General features: G+C 73.2%; 15 protein-coding genes. 7 read left to right on the forward strand and 8 right to left on the reverse strand.

Going from position 1 to position 22,869, the window contains the following annotated elements; translation table 11 throughout:
- Positions 1 to 92: 92 nt before the first annotated feature.
- Genes mtnA through POL72_RS35575 form a run of 3 tightly spaced genes read right to left on the reverse strand, consistent with a single transcriptional unit; the run spans position 93 to position 2,421 of the window.
- Positions 93 to 1,238, reverse strand: coding sequence for an S-methyl-5-thioribose-1-phosphate isomerase (mtnA, locus tag POL72_RS35565; protein ID WP_272101252.1), 1,146 nt, complete (start codon positions 1,236 to 1,238; stop codon positions 93 to 95).
- Positions 1,239 to 1,571 (reverse strand): hypothetical protein, encoded by a 333-nt coding sequence (locus POL72_RS35570; protein WP_272101253.1) that lies wholly within the window; start codon positions 1,569 to 1,571, stop codon positions 1,239 to 1,241. It abuts the gene before it with no gap.
- 10 nt (positions 1,572 to 1,581) lie between these two features.
- Positions 1,582 to 2,421: an SDR family oxidoreductase gene (locus POL72_RS35575; RefSeq protein WP_272101254.1), complete on the reverse strand. Its 840-nt coding sequence runs from the start codon at positions 2,419 to 2,421 to the stop codon at positions 1,582 to 1,584.
- 835 nt (positions 2,422 to 3,256) lie between these two features.
- Between POL72_RS35575 and POL72_RS35580 the strand changes: the two genes are divergently transcribed.
- The gene (locus POL72_RS35580) at positions 3,257 to 4,393 is read left to right on the forward strand and encodes a CAP domain-containing protein (protein ID WP_272101255.1); all 1,137 of its coding nucleotides are present in this window, start codon (positions 3,257 to 3,259) and stop codon (positions 4,391 to 4,393) included.
- Positions 4,394 to 4,564: 171 nt separating this feature from the next.
- Entirely contained in the window at positions 4,565 to 5,395 is an 831-nt protein-coding gene (locus POL72_RS35585) for an alpha/beta hydrolase (RefSeq protein ID WP_373372279.1), read from the forward strand.
- A 51-nt stretch (positions 5,396 to 5,446) separates the two neighbouring features.
- Here POL72_RS35585 and POL72_RS35590 read toward each other — a convergent pair whose 3' ends face one another.
- Together POL72_RS35590 and POL72_RS35595 are read right to left on the reverse strand one after the other, a co-directional pair.
- Entirely contained in the window at positions 5,447 to 6,421 is a 975-nt protein-coding gene (locus POL72_RS35590) for a hypothetical protein (protein ID WP_272101257.1), read from the reverse strand.
- Positions 6,422 to 8,116: a hypothetical protein gene (locus POL72_RS35595; protein WP_272101258.1), complete on the reverse strand. Its 1,695-nt coding sequence runs from the start codon at positions 8,114 to 8,116 to the stop codon at positions 6,422 to 6,424.
- A 568-nt stretch (positions 8,117 to 8,684) separates the two neighbouring features.
- Here POL72_RS35595 and rlmN point away from each other — a divergent pair.
- Positions 8,685 to 9,887, forward strand: coding sequence for a 23S rRNA (adenine(2503)-C(2))-methyltransferase RlmN (gene rlmN / locus POL72_RS35600; protein ID WP_272101259.1), 1,203 nt, complete (start codon positions 8,685 to 8,687; stop codon positions 9,885 to 9,887).
- Here rlmN and POL72_RS35605 read toward each other — a convergent pair.
- Positions 9,865 to 10,713 carry a DUF5995 family protein gene (locus tag POL72_RS35605; RefSeq protein ID WP_272101260.1) on the reverse strand — a complete coding sequence of 283 codons (849 nt, stop codon included), beginning with the start codon at positions 10,711 to 10,713 and terminating at the stop codon, positions 9,865 to 9,867. The two genes, rlmN and POL72_RS35605, sit on opposite strands and share 23 nt — an antisense overlap.
- A 636-nt stretch (positions 10,714 to 11,349) precedes the next feature.
- Here POL72_RS35605 and POL72_RS35610 point away from each other — a divergent pair.
- Together POL72_RS35610 and POL72_RS35615 are read left to right on the forward strand one after the other, a co-directional pair.
- Complete coding sequence (locus POL72_RS35610) at positions 11,350 to 14,814, forward strand: nitric oxide synthase oxygenase (protein ID WP_272101261.1); 3,465 nt, start codon at positions 11,350 to 11,352, stop codon at positions 14,812 to 14,814.
- Positions 14,815 to 15,584: 770 nt separating this feature from the next.
- On the forward strand, positions 15,585 to 15,938 hold the full coding sequence (locus POL72_RS35615; RefSeq protein WP_272101262.1) for a protein kinase family protein: 354 nt from the start codon (positions 15,585 to 15,587) through the stop codon (positions 15,936 to 15,938).
- Positions 15,939 to 15,983: 45 nt separating this feature from the next.
- Here POL72_RS35615 and POL72_RS35620 read toward each other — a convergent pair whose 3' ends face one another.
- Together POL72_RS35620 and POL72_RS35625 are read right to left on the reverse strand one after the other, a co-directional pair.
- Positions 15,984 to 16,259 carry a hypothetical protein gene (locus POL72_RS35620; protein WP_272101263.1) on the reverse strand — a complete coding sequence of 92 codons (276 nt, stop codon included), beginning with the start codon at positions 16,257 to 16,259 and terminating at the stop codon, positions 15,984 to 15,986.
- Positions 16,260 to 17,158: 899 nt separating this feature from the next.
- Entirely contained in the window at positions 17,159 to 17,533 is a 375-nt protein-coding gene (locus POL72_RS35625) for a hypothetical protein (RefSeq protein ID WP_272101264.1), read from the reverse strand.
- Between the two features lie 168 nt (positions 17,534 to 17,701).
- Here POL72_RS35625 and POL72_RS35630 point away from each other — a divergent pair, with 168 nt between their 5' ends.
- Complete coding sequence (locus POL72_RS35630) at positions 17,702 to 18,772, forward strand: hypothetical protein (RefSeq protein WP_272101265.1); 1,071 nt, start codon at positions 17,702 to 17,704, stop codon at positions 18,770 to 18,772.
- A gap of 97 nt (positions 18,773 to 18,869) precedes the next feature.
- A complete protein-coding gene (locus tag POL72_RS35635; protein WP_272101266.1) occupies positions 18,870 to 22,517 on the forward strand; it encodes a serine/threonine-protein kinase in 3,648 nt (1,215 codons plus the stop codon).
- Positions 22,518 to 22,869 lie beyond the last annotated feature (352 nt).

Below are 22,869 nucleotides of genomic sequence, written 5' to 3' on the forward strand. Positions count from 1 at the left end.
GGGTGTCCTTAGCCCATGCGGCGGGGGAGCGCGAGGGGGAGGGCGCGCGCCGGCTCCGCGGCCCTCTGGCGCGCGGTGCTAGCCGGGCGGTGCTAGCCGGTTGGCGGCGCCGGCGGCACGGAGCGGCTGATCTCGCGCGTCGTCAGCTTGCCGCGCTCGGTGAAGACGGCCGTGACGAGCTCCGCGGGGGTGACGTCGAAGGCCGGGTGCCGGACGGGCACGCCGGGCGGGACGACGCGGCGACCGCCGACGACGGCGAGCTCGTCGCGGCTCCGCTCCTCGATGGGAATCGACACGCCGCTCTCGGTGGCGAGGTCGATCGTGCTCCACGGGGCGGCCACGTAGAACGGGATGCCGTGGTGGCGCGCGAGGCAGGCGAGGCCGTAGGTCCCGATCTTGTTCGCGACGTCGCCGTTCCGCGCGATGCGGTCGGCCCCGACGACGACGGCTCCGACCTCGCCCTTCTGCATGAACCACGCGGCCATCGAGTCGGAGATCACCTCGACCGGGATGCCGTCCCGCTGGAGTTCCCAGGCGGTGAGGCGGGCGCCCTGGAGGTACGGGCGGGTCTCGCACGCGAGCACGCGGAGCGCCTTGCCCTCCTCGATGGCGGCGCGGATCACGCCGAGCGCCGTGCCGTAGCCGCCGGTCGCGAGCGCGCCCGCGTTGCAGTGGGTGAGGACCGTGCCCGACTCCGGCAGGCGCGCCGCGCCGGCGCGGCCCATCTGGTGGCAGGCGGCGACGTCTTCCCGGTGGATCTCGCGGGCGAGCTCGGCGAGCTCCCGCGCGCGCTCCTCGCCGCGGCGCCCGGCGTTCTGCAGGGCCGCGGCGATCGCGCGCCGCACCGCCCACCCGAGGTTCACGGCGGTGGGCCGGGCGGAGGCGAGGTGCTCCCCGGCCGCCCGCATGGCGGCGACGTAGCTGGAGGCGCCCTCGTCGCGGGCGGCGCGCGCGGCGAGCGCCATTCCGTACGCCGCGGCGATGCCGATGGCCGGGGCGCCGCGGACCGCCATGGTCCGGATCGCCTCGGCGACGCCGGCGGAGTCGGTCACGGTGAGGTAGCGCTCGCGCTCGGGCAGCTCGCGCTGCTCGAGGAGGAACACGCGGTCGTCGCCCTGCGCGAGCTCGACGGCCGAGTAGTCGGCGCCGGAGAGGGCCGCGGCCGGCTCCCAGGGCGGCGCCGGCCGCGCGCCATCGCCTGGCCTCGGTGTCTGCTCTGCTTCGAAGCTCGTGCCCATTCAGCCCCTCCCGTTCGAGCGCGACGGCTCCCCTGGCGATCCGTCGTCCGGCCCCTGCGCCTCGGCGCTCGCGGCGAGCCGGCCGCGGATCTCCTCCGCGACGGTCGAGAAGTCCTCCGCCGCGTCGGCCTTGCGGCCCGCAAGGTAGGCGCGGAGCGCGTCGGCGGCGAGCAGCGCGAGGCTCGCGTTGATCCCGCGCGCCGTGAGCGCCTCGATCACGTCGCCGTTCTTGAGCAGCGTCTCCAGGTCGTCGAAGACCGCGGCGAGCTCTGGCCCGGGATCGATGCCGCCGCCGGCGGCGGGGCGCGTCTTCTTGTCGTCCTCGCGGGTCACGGATCGCGCCTCATGATTTGGTGGCCGTCGCCTTGGGGATCGCGGTGAAGGGGAAGTGCGGCGGCTCCACGCCGGGCACGCACTGGTACTTCGAGAAGTCGGTGACGCCCTCCTCGCGGAGCAGCGCCTCGTCGATCCACGCCTTGCCGCGCCGGGCCGACGGCTCGCGCGAGAGCAGCGCGAGCGTCGCGTCGGCGAGGATATCCGCCTTGCGCCAGAGCTCCGGGCCGCCGAGGCCGAAGTTGATCGTGGCGAAGCTCTCGATCGCGGTCGCGGGCCAGAGGGCGTGGGCCGTGATGTTGTGCTCCGCGTACTCGCCGGCGATGGCGTCGGCGATCATCGTCATGCCGAATTTGGAGACCGCATAGGCCCCGTGGTGGGCGCAGGCCTCCGCGTCGACGGGGGGCGACATCATGATGATGTGGCCGTATTTCTGCGCGATCATCTGGGGGAGGACGGCCTGCGAGAGGGCGAACGACGCGCGCACGTTGATGCCCATGATGAGGTCGAACTTCTTCATGGGTGTGTCCACGACATCGGCCCACCAGAGCGCACCCGCGTTGTTGATGAGCGCGTCGATGCGCCCGAGGCGCTCGACGGCGGTGGCGACGGCGCTCCTGCAGGCCTCGTCGTCGCGGACATCGAGCTTGACGGGAAGCGCGCGGCGGCCGAGCTGCTCGACCTCGCGGGCGACGTCGTGGATCGTGCCCGGGAGGCGCGGGTTCTCGGCGACCTCCGTCTTCGCGGCGACGACGATATCGGCGCCTTCTCGCGCGCAGGCGAGGGCGACGGCCCGGCCGATCCCGCGGGAAGCTCCTGTGATGAAGACAACGCGGTCCTTGAGGCGCATGGTTTGCGGTCATAGCACAGGAGCCGCCGCGGGTGCTGCCTCGCGGTTCGCTGTCGAGCGGCCGTGCTGCGAGGTCGCCGCGCCGTCGTTGTAAGGGCGTCAGGCCGTCGGGGCGCCTTTCCACGCGCGCGACGGCCGCCGCGCCGCGCGGGTGAGGCGGCGCGCGCGTACGGCGGGAGGCCACATCCACCACCCCGCGTGTGACGCAGGGGCGAGCTCTGCCGCGACCGTCAGCGGGCGAGGGCCCTCAGGCGAGCTGCGCGGCGTGGCGGTGTGGCGAGGAGCGGGGGAGTCGCGCGGAATGTCATGGGCGTTCGATTGACATGCTGCTGGCATGCGGCCGCCGCTCCCCGGGGAGCACATCGATGCACGAGCCCGGCCGTTCGAGGCTCGCATGACGCTGTCGCTCAGCCGCGCTGTTGATCGCGGTCCGCCGTCGGAGCACGGACACCCACCCTTCGGACCAAGGTAGATGGTGTGTTCTGCTGGGGCCATGTCTCACACCACCTTTGCTTGAAGAAATCCTGTGTCGCCGAGCGTCGCGGAGATCGTTTTCACGGGCCTTGAAAAGATCCAGTGATTCAGCGGCAAATCATGCGCGCCGGCGTGTTTCGTATCTGGACATGCCAGCGGCCAGGTGACACCGTGGTGTGAGCGAATCGAAGGGAGGCGCTGCGCTGCGTGGGATCGCGCTGTGCGCTACTCCGCCCCCTGAACAACGCTGTACTGGGGTGGCCCACCTAGGTGTCGTGTGCCCCGGCGTACATGCCGGCGCGCGCCGCGACGCAGGGATGGGTCGAGCTCAGACGGGCTTAGAGAATCAAGGAGCATGCACATGAGCGCTTTGCACAGGACGCTTGTCCTCGCCTTCATCGCTGGCTGTTCTGCCGTCGGCTGCCTCGCCTCGTCCGAGGTCGGCGAGGAGCCGCCGGCGGAGCTGTCGGAGGACCAGTCCTCGCCGCTCGCGGGGGCGGTCTGCGATACCGCGTCGGAGGGCGCGGACGTCGAGCTCTCCTGTCCAGCTGGCGAGATCATCACGGCGATCCAGTTCGCGAGTTATGGCAGGCCGCGCGGGGTCTGCGGCGGCTACGCGGCCACCGCGTGCAACGCGCCGACGTCGAAGGCCGTCGTGGAGCGCGCGTGTCTCGGAAAGGCGAGCTGTACCGTGCGGGCGAGCAACGCGACCTTCTCTGGCGATCCGTGCAGGAGGACCGCGAAGCGGCTTTACGTGCAGGCGGCGTGCGGCCCCTCGACGCCGGGCAGCGGCGCGGGCGGCTCGACGAGCGGCACGGGAGGCGCGGGCGGCACCGGCGGTACGGGAGGCTCGACGACCGGTACGGGAGGCGCGGGCGGGGCGGGAGGCTCGACGAGTGGCACGGGAGGCGCGGGCGGCACGGGAGGCTCGACGAGCGGCACGGGAGGCGCGGGCGGCTCGACGAGCGGTGAGGTCTGCGGCAATGGGGTTTGCGGCGCGGGCGAGGACTGCTCGAGCTGCTCGAGCGACTGCGGCGCCTGCCAGATGTGCAGCGGCGCCGGGCCCAGCACGACTCCGCTCGACACCGAGGAGCAGGCGTTCCTCACGATCATCAACGAGTATCGCGCGCAGAACGGCCTTGGCGCGCTCTCGGCCTGCACCTCGATGAGCCGCGCTGCTCAGGGGCACAGCGAGGACATGCGCGATCAGAACTATTTCTCGCACACGAGCCTCGACGGCCGGACGCCCTGGACCCGCATGTGCAACGCCTGCTACGAGCTCGGCTGCGGGGGCACCGCCATGGCCGAGAACATCGCCGCTGGCAACTCGGCGGCGCAGGCGACGTTCACTCAGTGGAAGAACTCGGACGGCCACAACAAGAACATGCTCGGCTCCGCTTACAAGGTCATCGGCATCGGGCGGGCGACCGGGGGCGGAACCTACGGGTCCTACTGGACCACGGTGTTCGGCGGCGCCTCCGAGGCGAGCTGCAATTAGGCCGGGCACCCGCGGCGGCGCCCGCCTGCTCGCAGCAGCGTGTCACGCGTGAGGCGTTCTGCCATGGCGGCGCGGCGCGACCCGGGAGCCGAGATGGCCTGGGCCGCGCCGCGCGCCGCAGCGGAGAGCAGTCGCCGAGTGGCGGCCTGGTGATTGCTTCACACCGGGACGGTGGAACAGCAGACCTCCGCGAAAACACATGTCATCTATCTCCTCGGTCCGTACCGGATTCCCGGCTTCCACGGGGAGCGCAACGTGCGTGTCTACATGCCCGACGAGGGGGCGCGTGACGGGCGGCCATCGCCTGTGCTCTTCCTGTTCGATGGGCAGAACGTCTTTCACGACGACCCCTCCTACAGCGGAGGGTGGCACCTTCACGAGGCCGTCCATGATCTTGCAAATCGAGGTCTCGAAGCGCCGGTCCTGGTGGGGATCGATCACGGCGGGCCAGAGCGGTTGACGGAGCTGTCGCCGTTCCCGGGCGACGGCAGCGAAGGGAAGCTCGACGATTTTCTGGGCTGGCTCACCTCCGAGATCGTGCCGGCCGTACAGGAGCGCTTCGCGGTGAGGCGCGACCCGGCCAGCACGGCCATTGGCGGCTCATCCATGGGGGGCCTCGCGGCGCTCTATGCCCATTGGCGTTGCCCCGACGTGTTCGGGGCCGCGCTCTGCATGTCGCCATCGCTCTGGTTCGCCGAGCGGAAGATCTTCGACGTCCTCGCGTCGTTGGCTGTCCCGGCAAGCTCGCGGCTGTACATCGACGCCGGCGCTCAGGAGGACGGCGGCTCGGTGCTGCGCGACGCCGCGCGGCTGGTCGAGCAACTTCGCCAGCAGGGCTACAGGGAGGACAACCTGCTGTTCTGCCTGGATGAGGATGGGACCCACTCCGAGGACGCGTGGCGCCGGCGCGCGCCGGGGGCGCTGCAGTTCCTGTTCACCGAGGCCGCCCGGGAGCAGCAGGGCGGCGTCGGAGCGCTGGAGGGGTCGCAGGAGGCCGCCTGATCTGCTGCGTTTCGGCGCTCTTCGCACCGGCGGCACAGGCCCTGTCGTCTCCTACCGCCGCCCCTTGCTCCGCTTGCGCGTCCCCTGGACGATGCGCGCCGCGTAGCGCGGCGTCGGGGCGGTCGCGCCGAGCGCCGCCGACAGGCGGTCGACCTCCGCATCCGAGAAGGACGTCTTCCGGAGCGCCGCGATCGCGTCCGCCACGACGTCGCGCGACTCCGGGCGCTCCGCCCGCGTCTTCTCCTCGAGCCAGCGCACGACCTCGGGGAAGCGGCCCGCGAGGGCCGCGATCTGCGCGGGCATCCCCTGCCGGAGCAGGCGCAGGCCCTGCAGCCGCTCGTCCGCGCGCGGGGAGCGATCCGAGAGCACGAACGCCTCCTCGAGGCGCTCGACCACCTCCGCGCCCGCCGAGAGCCGGGCGAGCAGCGTGCGCTCGGCGAGCGCCTCGAGCGCGACGTACGCCTGCAGGTAGCCGTCGGTCCAGGACGAGAGCTCGGCGACCACCGCGTCGCCGCGCGCCGCGATGACGGCGCGGAGCGCCGCCACCACCCCGTCGCGCACGACGCGCCGCGGGTCCTCGGCCAGCTCCTCGAGCGCCTCGAGCGGATCCAGCCCGCCCTTCCCGCGGCGCCCGCCGCCTGCGCGCGGCGCCTGCCCCGCTCCGCCCGCCCGCGCCGCGAGCGACGCGAGCGCCTGCGCCGCTACGATGAGCGCGTACTCCTCGGCGGTCGAGCAGAGCGCCCGCACGAGCCGCTCGGCCGGCGCGCCGCGGTCCGCGATCGCCGCGCCGACCGCCCGCGCGAGGTCCAGGTTCACGCGCGGCAAGGGGGCGTTCGGCCCGAGGTCGGGGCCGGGCGCGCGCACCCCGCCGCGCCGGGCGGGCAGCCCGGAGCTGCGGTCGAGCAGCGCGAGCAGCTCGGCCGGATCGCCGAGCTGCACGGCGCGCTCGATCGCCGCATCGATCTTCGGGTTGCGCAGCGCGCCAGGGGGAGTCGCCCCCCGGCGCAGATCCGACGTGTCAGCCATTCAGAACCCCAGGGAAAGACCGACCTCCGGGGAGAGGACGGTGGTCACGGCAGGAAAGGTGAGGCTCGCGCGGAGCGCGAGGTTCAGCGAGAGGGCCTCGATCGGCGCATAGGCAACGCCCGCGCCGACCGACGCGAACCCCTGGCCCGCTTGCCGGGTCGCGAGCAGCGTCTGTCGCCGGGCCTCGACCCTCCCGCTCGGCCCCGGCCTCGTGCAGGGGCTCGTCCTGTCGGAGGGGTCGGCCCCGCAAGCGGTCGCGTCCTCGAGGACCTCCACGTCGACCTCGGTGTCGACCTGCGCGACCCCGGCCGCGGCGAGCACGAACGGGCGCGCGCCGAGCTGCTCGAAGGGCCGCGCGCCGAGGAAGTACTGCGCGCGCGCCTCGAGGTGGAGCGGCAGGAACGAGGCGCCGCCCCCCGTCGTGCCGCCGGCCGCGAAGCCGACGCGGCCGCCGACCGTGAGGTTGTCGAGGACCAGCCGATCGTAGGCGATCGTCACCCGCGACGTCGCGAGCGCGAAGCCGAGGTTCACGTCGTTCGCGACGTCCGGCGTCGGCGTGCCGTCGTACCGGGTCCCGTCGCCGCGCAGGCACACGAAATGGTCGCTCCGCTGCGACGCGACGGTGCACACGTCCCGGCCGGAGAGCAGCGCGACGTCGGGCGAGAAGGTGAGGGCGACCCAGCTCCTCCGGACGTTCGGCGCAGCCTCCGCTGCGGGTCGCGCGACGCACGCGCCGCCGGCACAGGCGAGTCCGGGGCTGCACTGCCGGTCGTCGAGGCATTGCCGCGGGCGCTCCTGCTCCGGAGCCGCGCACTCCGCCGGCGGAGCGTGACCGGGCCAGCGGGGCGGCGTCGAGGCGATGCTCTCCCGGATCTGCGTGACCAGCGGGGCGTCGCGCGCGCCCGCGCTCGCGAGGATCGCGCCGTCCTCGTCGACGGCCGCGACGTGGTAGCGGAGCGTCCCCTTCTTTCCCACCGCGGCGCAGGGCACGTTGATGCCGAACCCCTGGCCCCGCAGCTTCTTCATGACGAGGGAGCGGACCTCGCGCTCGCCGGGCGCCAGGTACCAGACGGTCACCTGCTTCACGCTGGGCAGCAGCTCGGCGGGGACCTCGACATAGAGCGGAACGGGCGTGCGGACGCGCTGCTCGGGCAGCGGCGCGATCTGGATCTGCCCCTCCGCCGCCTCGCCCTCCGCGGGCGACCCGGCCGCTCCAGGCGCCGCGGGCGACCCGGCCGTTCCAGGCGCCGCGGGCGACCCGGCCGCCCCGGCGCCGGTGGCCGCGCGCGCCTGCTCGAACGCGGACGAGGCCTCCGGGTTCGCCAGATCCGGGTCCAGCTTCGCCGACGGATCGACGCGGAGGGCGTCGGCGAAGGCGCCGCGCGCGTCCTCCAGCCCCTTCCTGCCCTGAGCGAGCACGGTGCCCAGCGCGACCAGCAGCCTCGCCTTGACCGCAGGCGAGCAGCCTGACTCGCCGCAGGCGTCGAGCGCGGCCCGGAGCTTGCGCTCCGCCTGGGCGAACCGCGTCTCGAGGTAGTCGGTCCCCATCGCCTCCTTCAGGGCCGCCTCCGCCTGCGCATTCCGCGGCGGAGCCTGCGCGGCCGCGGCGCCCGCGGCGAGCCACCCGGCGACGCCCCCCGCGATCGCGAGGAGCGCGCGCGGCGCGCGGGAAACAGGGCCGTTGCGTGCGGACATCGGCCCGCAACGTAGCCCACCGGTGCGTCCGCGAGCGGTAGAAAAGCTCGGGCGCTGGAGCCCCGCTCACCCGATCCTGGAACACGCCACGCGCAGGAGGGACAAATAATCCACAGGTTGTTCCCAGGTTGTGGAAACCCCGTGGGACCCTGACACCTCCGCGGAGCTGCCGGATCCTGCGCCGATCGCGGGGCGGCAACCCCTCCAAGCGCCGGCGCCAGCCGAAGCCAGCCCGGGCATGGACGCGCCGCCCACACCGATGCAATTGATTTTTCTGCGATTTCTGGCGCTCCGTTGCCCGGCGCGCCGCCCGACTTCCGGGCGCTAAACTCCCTCCTTCGGAACCAATCTGCAACCCAAAAATCACGTTCCCGAGCCCGGTTTGACAGTCCACATGCTTGTCCACAGATTGGCCACCTGATGGCCCCAGACGACGCGCAGGTTTCGTGTCGGACAGGGGGCGCCGGGCGAGTTCTCGCTTGTCTTTCGGGTGGCGATCGACATGCGATTGACAAGCTCGGCGTCGCTGGGCCGCGCGGCGCCGCGCGCGGCGTGCTAGCGGGTGCGCATGCGCGTTCCGGAGATCCCCGAAGAGATGGCGTCGCCCCCGCGCGCCGGCGACCCGCCGGCGCAGGTCGCGGGGCGCCCGCTGATCCGGAGGAGCGCGCGCGTCCCACGTTGGCGCGCGCAGCTCGCCGACCACGACGCGGCCTCGCTCGCGGAGCTGCTCTGCCGGGCCGGCGGCACGGCGTCGGCGGCGCGCTCGGTCGCCGGCAAGGTGGTGCGCCACGCCTTCGGCGCCGAGCCGGGCGCGCAGGTGCCTGCGCCGGCCTGGGACGCTCGCGCGCTCGCCGCCCTGGGCGTCGGGGCCTGGGCGCACGAGGCGTTGCTCGAGCTCGATCCGGCGCCGTCGCTCGAGATCGCCGAGCGGGCGCCGGCGCAGGACGACACGCTCCGGCTCGTCCTCCGCACGCGCGACGGCGCGCTCATCGAGTCGGTGCTCATCCCGGGGCCTGCCCGCACCACGCTCTGCGTCTCGAGCCAGGTCGGCTGCGCCCGGGCCTGCTCGTTCTGCGAGACGGGGCGGCTCGGGCTCGAGCGCCAGCTCGCCGCCGGCGAGATCGTCGATCAGGTCCGGATCGCGCGGGCGCTCGCGGCCGAGCGCGGCGGCGCGCCCCTCAGGAACCTCGTCTTCATGGGGATGGGGGAGCCGTTCGATAACCTCGGCGAGGTGCTGAAGGCCATCCGGCTGCTCACCGATCCGCGGGCCTTCCGGTTCGCGCCGTCGCACGTCACCGTGAGCACCGTCGGGGTGGCGGACAAGATCGAGCCGTTCTTCCGCGAGGCGCGGGCGGAGCTCGCCGTCAGCCTCAACGCCCCGGACGACGCCCGCAGGCAGGCGATCATGCCCGTGAACGCGCGCTTCTCGATGGCGGCGCTGAAGGAGGCGATCGCGCGGGCGCTGCCGCAGGGGCGGCGCGTGCTCTTCGAGTACGTGCTCTTCGATCACTTCAACGACGCCCCGGAGGACGCGGATCTGCTCGCGGCCTACGTCGCCGGGCTCCGGTGCAGGGTGAACGTCATCCCCTGCAACCCCGGCCCGGATCCGGCGCTGCGCCCGCCGTCCGCCGCGCGGCTCGACGCCTTCGTGGCGCGGCTGTCCGGCCTTGGCGTGACGACGCTCGTGCGGCGGCCGCGGGGGCGCGACGTGGGCGGCGCCTGCGGTCAGCTCGCGGGGATGGCCCGCGTCAGGCAGCCAGGGCCAGCGTGAGGGCGGCGCCGCTGGCGAGCGGCGCCCCGACGCGGAGCGCTCCGTGGCCCACCGCGAACGTGCGGGCGATCTTCCCCGAACGCTGGTTCATCCGGGCGAGCACCGCGCGCTTGCCCGCCTCGCCCGTGTGCCCGAGCGTCGCGAGCAAGGAGAGCAGGTCGGTCCAGACCCGGTCGCGCCAGCACTTGAGCAGGTACATCACGACGCTCGAGACGGCGCGCTCCACGTCCCGGCTGAAGGTCGCGACCCGGGCGAGCGGGCAACCATAACGAACGCGCAGGATCGCGAAGATCTCCGGCATCGCCGCCGCGAGAATTTCATTCACAAGGTCGTGGTCGTGACGGTAGCGCCCGAGAAGCCGGGCGTCCTGCGCCGCGCCGTGCTGGACGATGTTCCGGTAGAGCCCGAGGGCCAGGTCGTAGTTGATGTGCGCGTTGATGCCGAGCAGCCCGTGCACCGCCGCCGCCGCCCCGCCCGCGCTGGCGCACCGGAACGCGACGTCCCACGCCTCGACGCCCGTCGACCGCCCTTCCAGCGACGCCGCGAGGGCCGTCAGGTAGTACTCGCAGAAGATCCCCGCCAGGCGCGAGATCCACGCCGGCTCGAGGAACCGGCCGTCCGAGCCGGCGCCGACCGCCTCTTTCACGCGGCGCGTGATCACGGCGTAGACGTCGGGGAACACCGCCCGCGGGTCGTTCCTCTCGCGCAGCCGCGCGGCGACCGTCTCGAGCGCGACCAGCGCCTCGGAGACGTTCGCCGGCGCCATCGTCACGCCCTGCAGGACGGGATGACGCGCGGCGGACACCGCGGGATGGGACGCAGCCAATGACCGCGTCTGCTTGCTCCTCATCGCCAGGGGTTGATCCGAAGTAAGGGTCTTCATGGCTGCGCTGAGCGAGCGAATTCAAGGATCGTGCCCGTATGTCCGGTCCGCAGTCGTACACAGCCACAGGATGTACGAGCGCGCGCAGAACGGCGCTCGAGCGCACGCGACCGGCGCTTGCACGCTCGTTCGCCTGGTCTCCTTTCATGTCGGATTTCCCGCGAATGCAGCGGAGTACGCTCGCCCGTCGGCCCGGACGAACGGGCGAGGTCTTGGTCACGCCCCGCGGCTGCCAGCGGCGGGACCGTCGAGCGGTGACGCGTCAGCGTCGCGCCCAGACGCGGTGACAGCGCAGGCCGGCGCACCAAAGTGCCCCATGGGGCAGATTGTGACGCGCGGACGGATCTCCTCGACGCAAAACAGGGGATCGCCTTACGCCGCGCGCACCCTGGCGGCCTGGGTGCGGCGGTGTGTGCCGGATCGCGCGGGCGTTTTCGGGTTTCGGCCGGCCGGGGGATGCGCCGTATCCTGGGGCGGAGCGCTCCGCGCCTGCGCGCAGCCATCAGCCATCGATCGTCGATGCCGCCCGGCGGCCGCGAGGGCGGTTGCGCTCCTCCGCGGCTGCCCCTGCCGAGCACCATGAGCTTCCTCAAGATCGTCTGTTCCGAGCCCAGAAACGACCTCGCCTCCTTCCTCCAGTCGCTGCCGATCGAGCCCGCGGAGCGGGCCATCGCGCTCGTGATGAGCACCGCGGATCTCGCCTATCCGCTCGTGGCCGCGCGGACCTTCGTCGCGTCGGCGAGGGAGGTGGGCGCGTCGCACCTCCTCTGGGTGGCTCCGTACTTCCCTCCCTCGAGCCGGGTGGGGCAGCAGATCCGCGACGCTGAGGCGTCCGTGCGCGCCTCCGGCCAGCCGGTGACGACGGTGTGGCACGGACCGCTGCTGAGCGCGCTCAGCCTCTGGCGCGAGGACATCCGGCTCCGTCGCGCGCTGCCGCTGCCGCTCGGCGGCGGCGCGTTGCCCTGGGTGGCGCCCGCGGACGTGGCCCGCCGGGCGATCCGCGCGCTCGAGCAGCCCGGCGCGCCGGCGGCCGTCGTCTGCGGCCCCGCCGCGTGCTCGGGCGCCGAGGTGGCGGCCGCGCTCTCCCGCGGCCTCCGCGCCGGCCTGACGAGCGAGCGCTTCGCGTGGCGCCGGTTCGAGGAGATCGATCGCGACCACAACCGCAAGCTCAGCGAGGACGAGCTCCTACCGTACCTCACCGGCCTCGGGATGCACGCCGACGAGGCGAAGGCGCTGCTCCTGGCCGCGGACACGACCGGGGACGGGACCGTCGACTTCGAGGAGTTCACCGCCGGGCTGCGGGGGCGGCTCGACAACCTGGTCCAGCAGCTGCTGCGCGAAGACTCGTTCGAGCTCCGGTACGTGGACACGCCTGCCGATCAAGCCGTGGCGGCGCTGGTCCAGGCGGGCCTGCGGAAGGCGGCGGCCGAGGCGCTGATCGAGGGCTGGGCGAGCCTGGCCAGGGAGGGGATCCCCGCGGACGTCCGCGGGTCCGACGAGGCCTGGCTCGAGCTGCCGCCCGCGAGCGTCGACGCCTGGGCCGAGCGGCACGCGCTCGATTTCGTCAACGTCCACCTCCTGCCCGGGCAGGGGCTGCTCTCGCGGCGCGAGGGGGTCGTCGAGAGCAGCGCCGCGATGGGCGCCCTGGCGGGCAAGGAGGCAGCGATCTCGAAGATCGTGGACGGCGGCGGCCGCATCCTGTCGCTCTCCCGCGCGCTCGACGGGAGCGGCGTCTCGGCGCGGTGGCTCGACGCCCCCATGGAGAGCCTCCGGTGGGTGCCGTGCGGGGATCGCGACAAGCGCCGGGCGCTGCTCGTGTCGAGCGGGCAGCTCACGGGGCTGCACGTCGAGGGCGAATGGCAGGGCCTCCCCTCGGCGATGCGGCTGCTCATGGCGCGCGGCCCGCTGCCCGGCTGGCAGCTCACGACGTTCCGGGAGCTCGGCGAGCTGAAGATCGATCAGCCCGCGGCGCTGTTCGAGCCGAACGAGGTCGTGTGCAACTGCGCCGGGGTCAAGCGCGGGCAGATCACGAGCCTCATCGAGGCCGGGTGCGCGACGCCCGCCGAGCTGTCGGAGCGGACGCGGGCGGGCCAGATCTGCGGCGGCTGCGCCCCGGCGGTCGCCGAGATGTTCGGCGGATCGAGCCTCCAGCAGGCCGAGGTGAAGGCCGCGCGGGAGCTCTCCCCCGGGATCTTCCAGATCACGCTCGCGCCGGTCGGCGGCGCGCCTGCGGCGTCGGTGCCCGGGCAGCACGTGCTCGTGCAGGGCTACCTCGATCGGCGCTGGGTGGCGCGCGCGTACACGCTCTCGGCGCCGGCGCGCGCCGGCGGCGACTACGAGATCACGGTGAAGCGCGAGGAGCTCGGGGTGTTCTCGCGGTGGCTGTGCGAGCGCGCCGCGGCCTCGCTGCTCCGCGCGTCGGCCCCGAAGGGCAGCTTCGTCCTTCCGGCGCCGCCCGTGGAGCGGGTGGTGTTCCTCGCGGGCGGGATCGGCGTCACGCCGGCGATGGCGATGCTGCGGGCGCTCGACGGGAGGGCCGGCCGCCCCAACGCGCGGGCCTTCCTCCTCGATTGGTCGGCGTCGCGCGCCGCGGATTTCGCCTATTTCGAGGAGGATCTGCGCGCGATCGCCGGCCGGACGCCCGGCGTCGCGTTCCGCTTGCGGGCGACGAAGGCGGAGGGGCGGCTGTCCAGGGAGCAGGTGGCCGAGCTGTATCCTTACCGGCCGGGATCGCGGGCGCTCGTGTGCGGGCCCGATGCCTTCATGCGCGACGCGCAGGAGCACCTGCGCGCGGTGGGCTGGCCGCCGGACGCCATCGAGCAGGAGCTGTTCAGCTCGAACGTCGACACCGCCGGCGAGGTCCGCCCGACGCCGCTCCGGCGCGTCGGCGCGGCGCGGGCGGCTGGCGGCGTGTGTCCGGTCGAGCACGGGTCGTTCCACGTGACCCCCACCGCGCCCGAGGCGGTGCCGACCGAGGCCGAGGCGTTCCTGCGCCAGTGCTACGCGGAGCTCGGGGTGCCCTCGGCGGTGGAAGAGCGCTGGCAGGAGGTGCGGGCGAGCCTGGAGAAGCACGGGACGTACACGCACCTGCCCGACGAGCTCGCCTATGGCGCCCGGCTCGCGTGGCGCAACAGCTCGCGCTGCATCGGGCGCTTCTTCTGGTCGACGCTCCACGTGCGCGATCTGCGCCACCTGAAGACGGAGGAGGAGATCTTCCAGGCGCTGGTGGAGCACCTCGATCTGGCGACCAACGGGGGCGACATCCGGGCGACCATGACGGTGTTCAGGCCGGGTGAGCCGCGGATCCGCATCTGGAACGGTCAGCTGGTCCGCTATGCGGGCTACCGGCTCCCGGAGGGCGGCATCCTCGGCGATCCTGGGAACGTGGAGCTGACGGACCAGGCGCTCGCGCTGGGCTGGCCGGGCGGGGAGCGGACGCGCTTCGATCTGCTGCCGCTGATCATCCAGATCGGCGATGGCCGGCCGAAGTGGTTCGAGCTGCCGCGGGAGAAGGTGCTCGAGGTGCCGATCGAGCACCCGCGGTATGGATGGTTCGCCGAGCTCGGGCTGAAGTGGCACGCGCTGCCGGCGGTCTCCAACCTGGCCCTCGATCTCGGGGGGATCCAGTACTCGGCGGCGCCGTTCAACGGCTTTTACATGGGCACCGAGATCGGCGCGCGCAACCTGAGCGACGTGACGCGGTACGATCAGCTGCCGCTCATCGCGGATCGCCTGGGGCTGGACCGGACGCGCAGCGACACGCTGTGGCAGGACGCGGCGCTGGTCGAGCTGAACGTCGCGGTGCTGCACTCGTTCCGGCAGGCCAAGGTGCGGATGATGGACCACCACACGCTGTCGGAGTACTTCAAGAAGTTCGAGCAGCAGGAGCGGCAGTGCGAGCGCCCGGTCTATGCGGACTGGACGTGGATCGTCCCGCCGATGTCGGCGTCGACCATGGCGGTGTTCCACACGAACATGGAGAACAAGATCCTGAAGCCGAACTATCTGTATCAGGACGATCCGTGGAAGGAGCGGAAGGGGTAGCGGCGGAGGCGCATCCACGAGCGGACGCCGGAAGCTGGTAACGCGTCACCTGAGTTCGTCACTGGCTGTGAGAGAGGTGTTGCCGAGACGCCTGGCCCCCGGAGGGGGTGCTCGTCGCGCGGGCGCGGGGTGGGGCCCCGCCGAACTCGGTCCCTGGATGTGAGCGAGGTGTTGCCGAGACGCCCGGCCCCCGGAGGGGGTGCTCGTCGCGCGGGCGCGGGGTGGGGCCCCGCCGAACTCGCCTGAGCCCTCTCTCCTCCGGCAGAGCCGGAGGCGAGAGGGCTCAGGCTCAGACATCGGCCCATCCCCACCCCGCGCCCGCGCGACGAGCACCCCCTCCGGGGGCCTACCGCGGACGCAGAACCAGGAGGAACTCAGGCGCTCATGCGGGCCGCCGACACGGGCGGACATGCGCGAGGGGGGGCGGAGGGGGTACGCGACGGATCGAGTGAGCCGCGAGGGGGTGGCGGAGGGGGGGCGCAACGGATCGAGTGAGCCGCGAGGGGGTGGCGGAGGGGGGGCGCAACGGATCGAGTGAGCCGCGAGGGGGTGGCGGAGGGGGGGCGCAACGGATCGAGTGAACCGCGAGGGGGTGGCGGAGGGGGTACGCAACGGATCGAGTGAACCGCGAGGGGGTGGCGGAGGGGGGTGCACAACGGATCGAGTGCGCCGCGAGGGGGTGGCGGAGGGGGGTGCGCAACGGATCGAGTGCGCCGCGACAGCGTGGCGCTCGGTACGAGCGAGTACATGGCGCCCGAGCAGGCGACGGGATGGTTCGCGAGATCGACGGCCGGACCGATGTCTTCGGCCTCGGCGCCACGATGTTTCGGGTGCTCTCCGGTCGCGCGATCCACGGCGACGTGGCCGATGCGCGCCTGCTCATCGCCGCGGCGACGGAGCGGGCGTCGTCGCTCGCGCTGTGGGCGCCGGACGTGCCCTCGGAGGTGTGCGACGTGCGCGACGTCGTGGATCGCGCCCTCGCGTTCCACAAGGTCGAGCGTTACCCCGACGCGGCGACGATGCGCGCCGACGTCCGCGCGGTGCGTGCGGGCCGCCTGCCGCCGTACGTCGTGGCCGTCGAGGAAGGGCGGATCCCGGCGGGGGACCCGCTTCCTCGTCGCTGAGGGAGCCCACCTCGCGAAGGGCGCCCTGCGCGGCCGCGGCGCGCGTCAGCGGCCGCGGGCGCAGCGGAGCCGGCCGTTGTCGTTCGCGATATCTCCTCTGCACCTCCTGAAGTCGTCCAGACGTGTCCTGTTGAAGCGTCCCCGCCGGTCCTCGCACTTGGCGAACAGCGTGCCTCGCTCCGTCCGGATGTCCCTGCACGTCCTGCTATAGGAGCCGCGTGGTGGCCGATCGCGCTCCTGAGCTTGCGCCACATCGCTGCTGGACAGCACGGCGGACAGCGAGAGCGCGCCGAGGATCAGCGCGCCGAGCAACTTCTTCATGGTTCCCCCCTTTGGCGCACCGCCCTGCGGAGCGGTGCTGTTGACGATCTCCTGGGGCGGGCGCTCCGGATGCGCAATCCTGCTGGAACCGGGGCCCTGGTCCGAGCGTGGACCATCGAGCCGCAGAGACGCGGCAGGCGCGGAGAGGCGTGGAGGCCGGAGCGCTGGTCTTCTGCGCTCTGAAGCCGTGATTCTCCGTGCCTCCGTGGAACGAGCTCTCTGCATCGTCCAGAGCGCGTCGGCCTGTTCGTGCTCTGATACGTGGGCGGCGCGTCCATCGTGCCGGGATGTGATACGTGGAGATGGCTAGAGCATCGAACACGTTGAAGTCCCGAAGAAATCAACGGAAGGGAAGACAAACCGCAAGGGGCGCAAGGGGAAGACGAAGACTATCTCGTCCCTGATCACTTGCGCCCCTCCGCCCTTGCGGTTTGTCTCTTTCTCGCATTCCTGGCCCTTGGCGCTGGACGGGAGGCCGACGGACGTGGGCTGCATCCACGCGGTCTGCTCGCACCCTGCCGGCGCACCGCCGGCAGGGACATTTCGCGTCCGCCACGCGGCGGCGCTCGCGCTTTGTGACGAGCGGTATCCAGCGGCGCTGCGCTGCACGGCGCAGCCGGAGATCTACGAGCCGGTCGGCTCTCGGGCCGTCGACGAGCACAAGGTCGTCGATGGTGCCGCGCCGCGGCTCGACCGGCGGCCCGTGCGGCGCGTCGAGCTCTTCGCCTGCCCGGACGCGCTCGGCATGGCGGCGACGGCGGAGCCGCACGTCTTCGTGGACGGCGACGATGCCATCGGCGGCGCGGGCGCTGTGCGGCTCATGGTGCGAGGGCCCTTTCCGGGAGGGCCGCTCATGCTGCCGCGGCCGTTCCGGTGCCGAGGTGCGCCGGCGGCGGCGCTCAGCGCAGGGCCTGCTCTGCGCTGGACGCCGCAAGCGCCTGACCGAGCCACCGCTCCAGCGTCGCGAGGTCGGTGCACGTCTCGATGCGCGCCGCATCCTCCGGGGCGAGCCCGAGCTGCCGGTGTGCAAGCACGCGGCGCAGGGCCGCGCGCGCCTCGTCGAGGCGACCCTCGAGGCGGCCTTCGTCGACCAGACGCTGCTTCATCTTGGGATTGGCCGTGAGCAGGACCTCCAGGATGCGGTCCTGACGCGCGTCGATCTCGGGATCGCCGGTCCTGGCGAACCGCCACAGGAGCTCCTCACGGGCCATCATCGACATGGGCAGGTACTGTAGCATGGACAGCACCCATTCAAGCGGCCGGCGCGGCGCCACCCAGCGGGCGAACTCGTCGAGCGGCTGCCCATTCGAAGCATGATGAAAGGTGCAATTCTCGAACTGAAACGGAGCTGTCCCCGTAAAGCACCTGGCAGGTACGTTGCAGCCGGTATCTCGCCGTCAATGGCCTCGCGGACCCGCTGAGAGCATGTTATGCACGAGGGCGTGCGAGTCTTCTTCACGATCGCGATGTCCGTCACGTCGGCTGCCGTCGGCTTGAGCAGCGCTGGTTGTGCCGACGATCACGTCCCCGCCTCAGGAAGCCAATCCGGCGGCGGCGGGGGTCTCGGCGGCAACGGCCTCGGTGGCAACGGCCCCGCCGGCGGGGGTCTCGGTGGCAACGGCCTCGGCGGCGGCGCGGAGGCGTCGTCCGCATCGAGCAGCGCAGACGCGTCCAGCTCGGCCGGCGCCGGGGGAGGGGAGGAGGGACAGCTCGACAGGTTCGGGATAGCGATGCTGCGGCCCACGCTGCCTTCGGGCAAAGCGTGGTTCTCGACCTGGGACAACGGCGCCGCGCGCAGCTTTTCGGGGATCGACCCGGCCGATGCCTGGTTCGACGCCGACCACGGCGATGCGTCCTATGACACCGACGGCCAGGGCATTCTCAAGATCAGCGGCCGCGTCCCGCGGATGTACGTGCACGACCCTGCGCTCGCCGATTCATGGCGCGACGTCGAGGTGACGATGTATTTCCTGCGGGCCGCCGACGACGGGACACCTTATGGCGGCCTCGTCGCCATGACGCGCACCAACCACGGCACGATCGGGGACGAGGACGTCAACCAATGCGACACGCGCGGGATCGCCGCCCGCATGCGGTATGACGGCAAGATCGATTTCGAAAAGGAGACGAATCACCCCGCGTCGACGGCCATTCTCAGCAAGACGTACTGGGAAGGCGGCATGCCGGAGCAGGTATGGATCGGGTACAAGCAGCTCGTCTATGACCTGCCGAACGGCGATGTGAAGCAGGAGCTCTGGATCGACGAGACCGACGGCGCGAGCGGAGGCACCTGGGTGAAGATCCACGAGCACGTCGACCAGGGGACCGACTTCGGCGTGGGCGGCGAGCCCTGTCGGCCGGGCGTCGATCCCGCAATGAGGCTCACGCGGGAGCCGACACGGGAGGGCTCGGAGACCGGTAAGCCCAACATCAGCGTCTATTTCCGGAGCGACGGGGTGGGCTCCGACGGGCTCCTCTACAAGAAGGGCAGCGTCCGCGAGATCGTGCCCTGACGGCGCCCGCGCACGGACGCATGACGGAACGCGCGAGCGACCGGTTCCTGGGGGAGCGCCGGGGTGGCTAGGGTATGCTCGGCGGCGGATGCCCAGCTTGTCGCCGAATTCCTCCGGAGCCCCGCTCGGGCAGGGCGCCAGCCTCGGCCCCTTCCGGCTCGTCCGGCAGCTGGGCAGCGGCGGGTTCGCGCCGGTCTGGCTGGCCGAGGAGGTCTACGAAGGCAGGAAGCTCCGCGACGTCGCCATCAAGCTCTTCTTCGTACCAGAGCAGCTCGCGGGCTCCTCCGACGCGACGGCGGCGTGGCGAGACACGATTCTCGACGAGGCGCAGGCGCTCTGCCGGGTCGAGCACCCGAACGTCGTGCGGTTCTATTCGTTCCAGCGCGACGACGCCCTCGGCGTGGTCGGCCTGGTGATGGAGTATGTGGCCGGCACGAGCCTCGATGAGCTCTCTCGCGAGGCCGGCCGGCTCCCCGAGCGCGTCGTCCTCGAAGCGGCGTCCGCCGTCGCCTGGGCGCTCTCCGCTGTGCACACCGCCGGGCTCGTCCATCGGGACGTCAAGCCCGCCAACGTCGTCCGGGGGTTGGGCGTCTACAAGCTGATCGATTTCGGGATCTCCGGGGGAAACGCGCGGAGCTGGGTCGAGGGGGGGCGCACCGCCCCCACCGGGCCGCCGCCGACCGTGGCGGTCGACGGTTACTCCGGCACGGTGCTGGCCGAGGAGCCGGCCGGCGCGACCATGACCTTGAGCGTGCCCGTGGTCGCCGGCGGCGTCCGGGAGCTGGGCTCCGTGCTCGCGGGCACACCCGGCTACATCGCTCCAGAGTGCGCCGTCGGCCAGTCCGCCACGCCCGCCAGCGATCTCTACGCGCTCGGCGTCCTGATCTTCCGCCTGAGGACCGGCAGCCTCCCCGCCGAGATCGAGCGGCGCAGCGGAGAGCAGGCGCACTGGCTCTTCGTGCCGCGGCGGCCGGCTCCCCCGCTCGAGGCGCTCGTGCCCGACCCGACGACGGCGACCGGGCTCCTCTCTCGCCTCACCGCGACGCTGATCGCCCTGGATCCTCAGAGCCGCCCCCGGCACGCCGATCAGGTCGCGCGCGAGCTCGATCGCATCCTCGCCGCGCTCGATCCCGAGCTCGCCCCGCCAGGGAGCAAGGAAGGGTCGCAGCCGCCAGTTCGCGGGTCCGAGCGATCAGCGCGGCCGCTATCCGAGGACCGCCCCGCGCGACCGCTACCCGAGGACCGCCCCCCGCGGCCGCCGCTTGAGGACCGTCCCGCGCGGCCGCCGCTCCTCGGGCGGCGGGCCGAGCTCGACGCGATCGCGCGCGCTGCGCAGGCCGCGCAGGAGGGCCGCGTGCGCGGGATCGTGGTGGGCGGCCATCAGGGGATCGGGCGCAGCCGGCTGCTCGACGCCGCGGTCGAGCGCACCGGCTGGGACCTGCGCCACGTCGTCCGGCTCCGGTGCCTGCCGGAGCGACGCAGCCCGTTCTATCCGCTGCGCCGCGCCGCCGAGGAGCTCGTCGAGAGCGACGTCCCCGAGCTTCGCGCGCTCCCCGCGGCGCTGGAGCGGGCGCTGTCTCCGGCGCTGCTCCCCTCCGCGGACGAGGTCGCGCACACGGTCGAGGCCATCGAGGACGCGCTGCTGCGGGCGAGCGCCCGCGAGCCGCTGCTGCTCCTCGTCGACGATCTGCAATGGGCCGACGCGGCGACGCTGGAGCTGATCAAGCTGCTCCTGCGGCGCGCCGCCGCGGAAGGGCAGGGCCGGCTGCTCGTTGTGGCGGCCGCGCGCAGCGAGCCGAGCCGGCCGGCGCCCCTGCGCGCCCTGCTGGGCGAGGTGCGCGCGCGGGTGTGCCCCGGGGTGGCCTACCTCGGCCTCGCGCCGCTCGATCTCGAGGCCGCCGCCGAGCTCGCGCAGGCGGTGGGCCGAGGCCTGCACCTGGAGGGCACGCTGGGCGGGGCCGCGGCGCCCGCCGCCCCGCTCGCGCCCGCGCTGGAGCGGGCCGTGGTCGCGACGTCCGGGGGCGTGCCCTTCTACATCGTGCACGCGCTCATGGCGTGGCACGAGAGCGGCGCCCTGGCGCTCGGCGACGGGAGCCTCTGCGCCGCGGACGACCGGGCCCTGCGGGGGGAGGTCCCCGGCGTGGCCGATCTGCTCGAGGCCCGGGTGGCCTCGTTCGCGGCCGACAGCGCCGCCGAGCGCAGCGCCCTGCGGACCCTCGCCGCGGTGGCGCTCTGCGGCGGCGGGCTCGGCGTCGACGTGCTCCTGCGCGTCGTGGGGGACGACGAGCGCGCCGAGGCGGCGCTCGAGGCGCTCGTCGGCGCGGGCGTGCTGACGGCCTCCGGCGACGCGCAGGAGTACAGCTTCCCGCAGGAGATGCTGCGGCAGGCGGCGCTCCACCTGACGCAGCGGCGGCCGTGGTTCCAGCGGCTGCACAGGGCGCTGCTCGACGCGCTCGCGGAGGGCGCGCAGGGGCGCGTGGACGCGGGGCTCCTCGGCGCGGGCTACGAGCGGCTCGGCGCCGTGGCCGAGGCGCGCCGCTGGCTCGGCCGCGCGATGGCCGAGGCGGCCGCCGCAGGGCTCTTCGAGGAGGCGGCGGCGCTCGCGGATCGGCTGGCCGCGCTCGCGGCGGATCCCGAGGCGCGCGCCGGCCTGGAGATCGACGCGGTCCGGGCGCTCATCCAGGGACGGAAGCTCGAGGAGGCGAGCCGGCGGCTCGTGCGCTTCTCGGAGCACGCCGTCGTGGCGCGCGGCGGGCCGCTCGACGTGCGTCGGCGCATCCACCGGCTCGAGGTGGCGCGCGGACTCAGCGAGGCGGGGGCCGACGATCCGGGGCTGCTCGCCGACGCGGACGCGCTCGGCGAGGCCGCGCTCCGCTGCGAGGCGCGGATGGCGCTCGCGGGGGTGGCCGCCGGGGATCGCGCGATGGAGCTCGCGGGCGAGGCGGTGGAGCTCGCGGCGGGCGCGGGCCCCGCGGCCGAGCTCGCGGCCCGCGTGCTCCGGTGCGAGCTGAACTACGCCCAGAACCGCCGCGATCACGGGCTGCTGGAGCGCGACCTCCAGCGCGCGCTCGCCATCGCGGCGCCGCTGGCCTCGGCGTGGCACAGGGTCCACATCGGGGGCGATCTCGCGGTGCTCGAGGCCGAGCTGGGGCGGACCGGCGTGGCGATCGACCGGCTGCGCAGGCTCGTCGCCGAGGCCGAGCAGCAGGGGATGCGGGGCCAGCTCCGGCTGCTCCTGCAGAACCTCTCGGCCTTCCTGATGCGCGAGGGGCGCGCCGCCGAGGCGGCGGAGGTCGCGCAGCGGACCGCGGAGCTCGCGGCGCAGGACGGGGATCCCGCGCTCCGCGCGGCGGCGCTCTCGCTCCTGGCGGCGGCGCTCACGCGGGCGGGCCGGCCCGCCGCCGCGCTGGAGAGCGCGGATCAGGCCGAGCAGCTCCAGCGGGCGCGGGGGGACCGGTACCACGCGCTGACGCTGCTCCGGCGCGCCGAGATTCACTGGGAGCTGGAGCGGGTGGGGGACGCCCTGGAGGACGCGGTGGAGGCCCGGCGCGTGGCCGAGGAGCACGGCGACGACAGCATCGCCGCCGGCGCGCGCCTCTGGGCGGCGCTGCGCCGCGCGCAGCTCGGCAAGATCGATACGGAGCGCCGGCGGCTCGTCGGGGAGGTGCGCGCGTCGAGCCCGCGCGTCATCGGCCTCCTGCGGGGCCTCCTGCCGGAGATGGCGGCGTGGCTCGACGAGGGGTGATCGCATCGTCGGCTTGAGCGCCACGGCCGGCTTAGAAGGCGCGTGACGATGCAAAGGCGGACGAGAAAGCGCCGGAGCGCGAGCACACCAGGGCCGGCGGAGTGCGATGGGCAACAGCGCGCGTGCGCATGCATTCCTCCACACGCTCACCCTTGTGGCGCGACGGGTACCAAGCGGGCCAGCGGCCCGGGGGCGGCCCGCTAGAGCGAGGCGAGGAGGGGTCGAGGGCCAGCTCCTTGTCGCTTTCGCGGCGGCGCTCGCCGCGTGACGCGCCGGTGCTACTTACGGATGCCACGGATCTTCTCTCACGAAATCGACACCCACCGGCCGGAAGCCCTGGTAGCCTCCAGCG

This window comes from Sorangium aterium, assembly GCF_028368935.1.
Lineage (GTDB): Bacteria > Myxococcota_A > Polyangia > Polyangiales > Polyangiaceae > Sorangium > Sorangium atrum.

Excerpts from the sequence above, each read along its gene's own strand:
- mtnA (WP_272101252.1), bottom strand. The coding sequence starts at position 1,238 with ATGGGCACGAGCTTCGAAGCAGAGCAGACACCGAGGCCAGGCGATGGC.
- POL72_RS35575 (WP_272101254.1), bottom strand. The coding sequence starts at position 2,421 with ATGCGCCTCAAGGACCGCGTTGTCTTCATCACAGGAGCTTCCCGCGGG.
- POL72_RS35580 (WP_272101255.1), top strand. The coding sequence starts at position 3,257 with ATGAGCGCTTTGCACAGGACGCTTGTCCTCGCCTTCATCGCTGGCTGT.
- POL72_RS35590 (WP_272101257.1), bottom strand. The coding sequence starts at position 6,421 with ATGGCTGACACGTCGGATCTGCGCCGGGGGGCGACTCCCCCTGGCGCG.
- POL72_RS35595 (WP_272101258.1), bottom strand. The coding sequence starts at position 8,116 with ATGTCCGCACGCAACGGCCCTGTTTCCCGCGCGCCGCGCGCGCTCCTC.
- rlmN (WP_272101259.1), top strand. The coding sequence starts at position 8,685 with ATGCGCGTTCCGGAGATCCCCGAAGAGATGGCGTCGCCCCCGCGCGCC.
- POL72_RS35610 (WP_272101261.1), top strand. The coding sequence starts at position 11,350 with ATGAGCTTCCTCAAGATCGTCTGTTCCGAGCCCAGAAACGACCTCGCC.
- POL72_RS35615 (WP_272101262.1), top strand. The coding sequence starts at position 15,585 with ATGGTTCGCGAGATCGACGGCCGGACCGATGTCTTCGGCCTCGGCGCC.
- POL72_RS35620 (WP_272101263.1), bottom strand. The coding sequence starts at position 16,259 with ATGAAGAAGTTGCTCGGCGCGCTGATCCTCGGCGCGCTCTCGCTGTCC.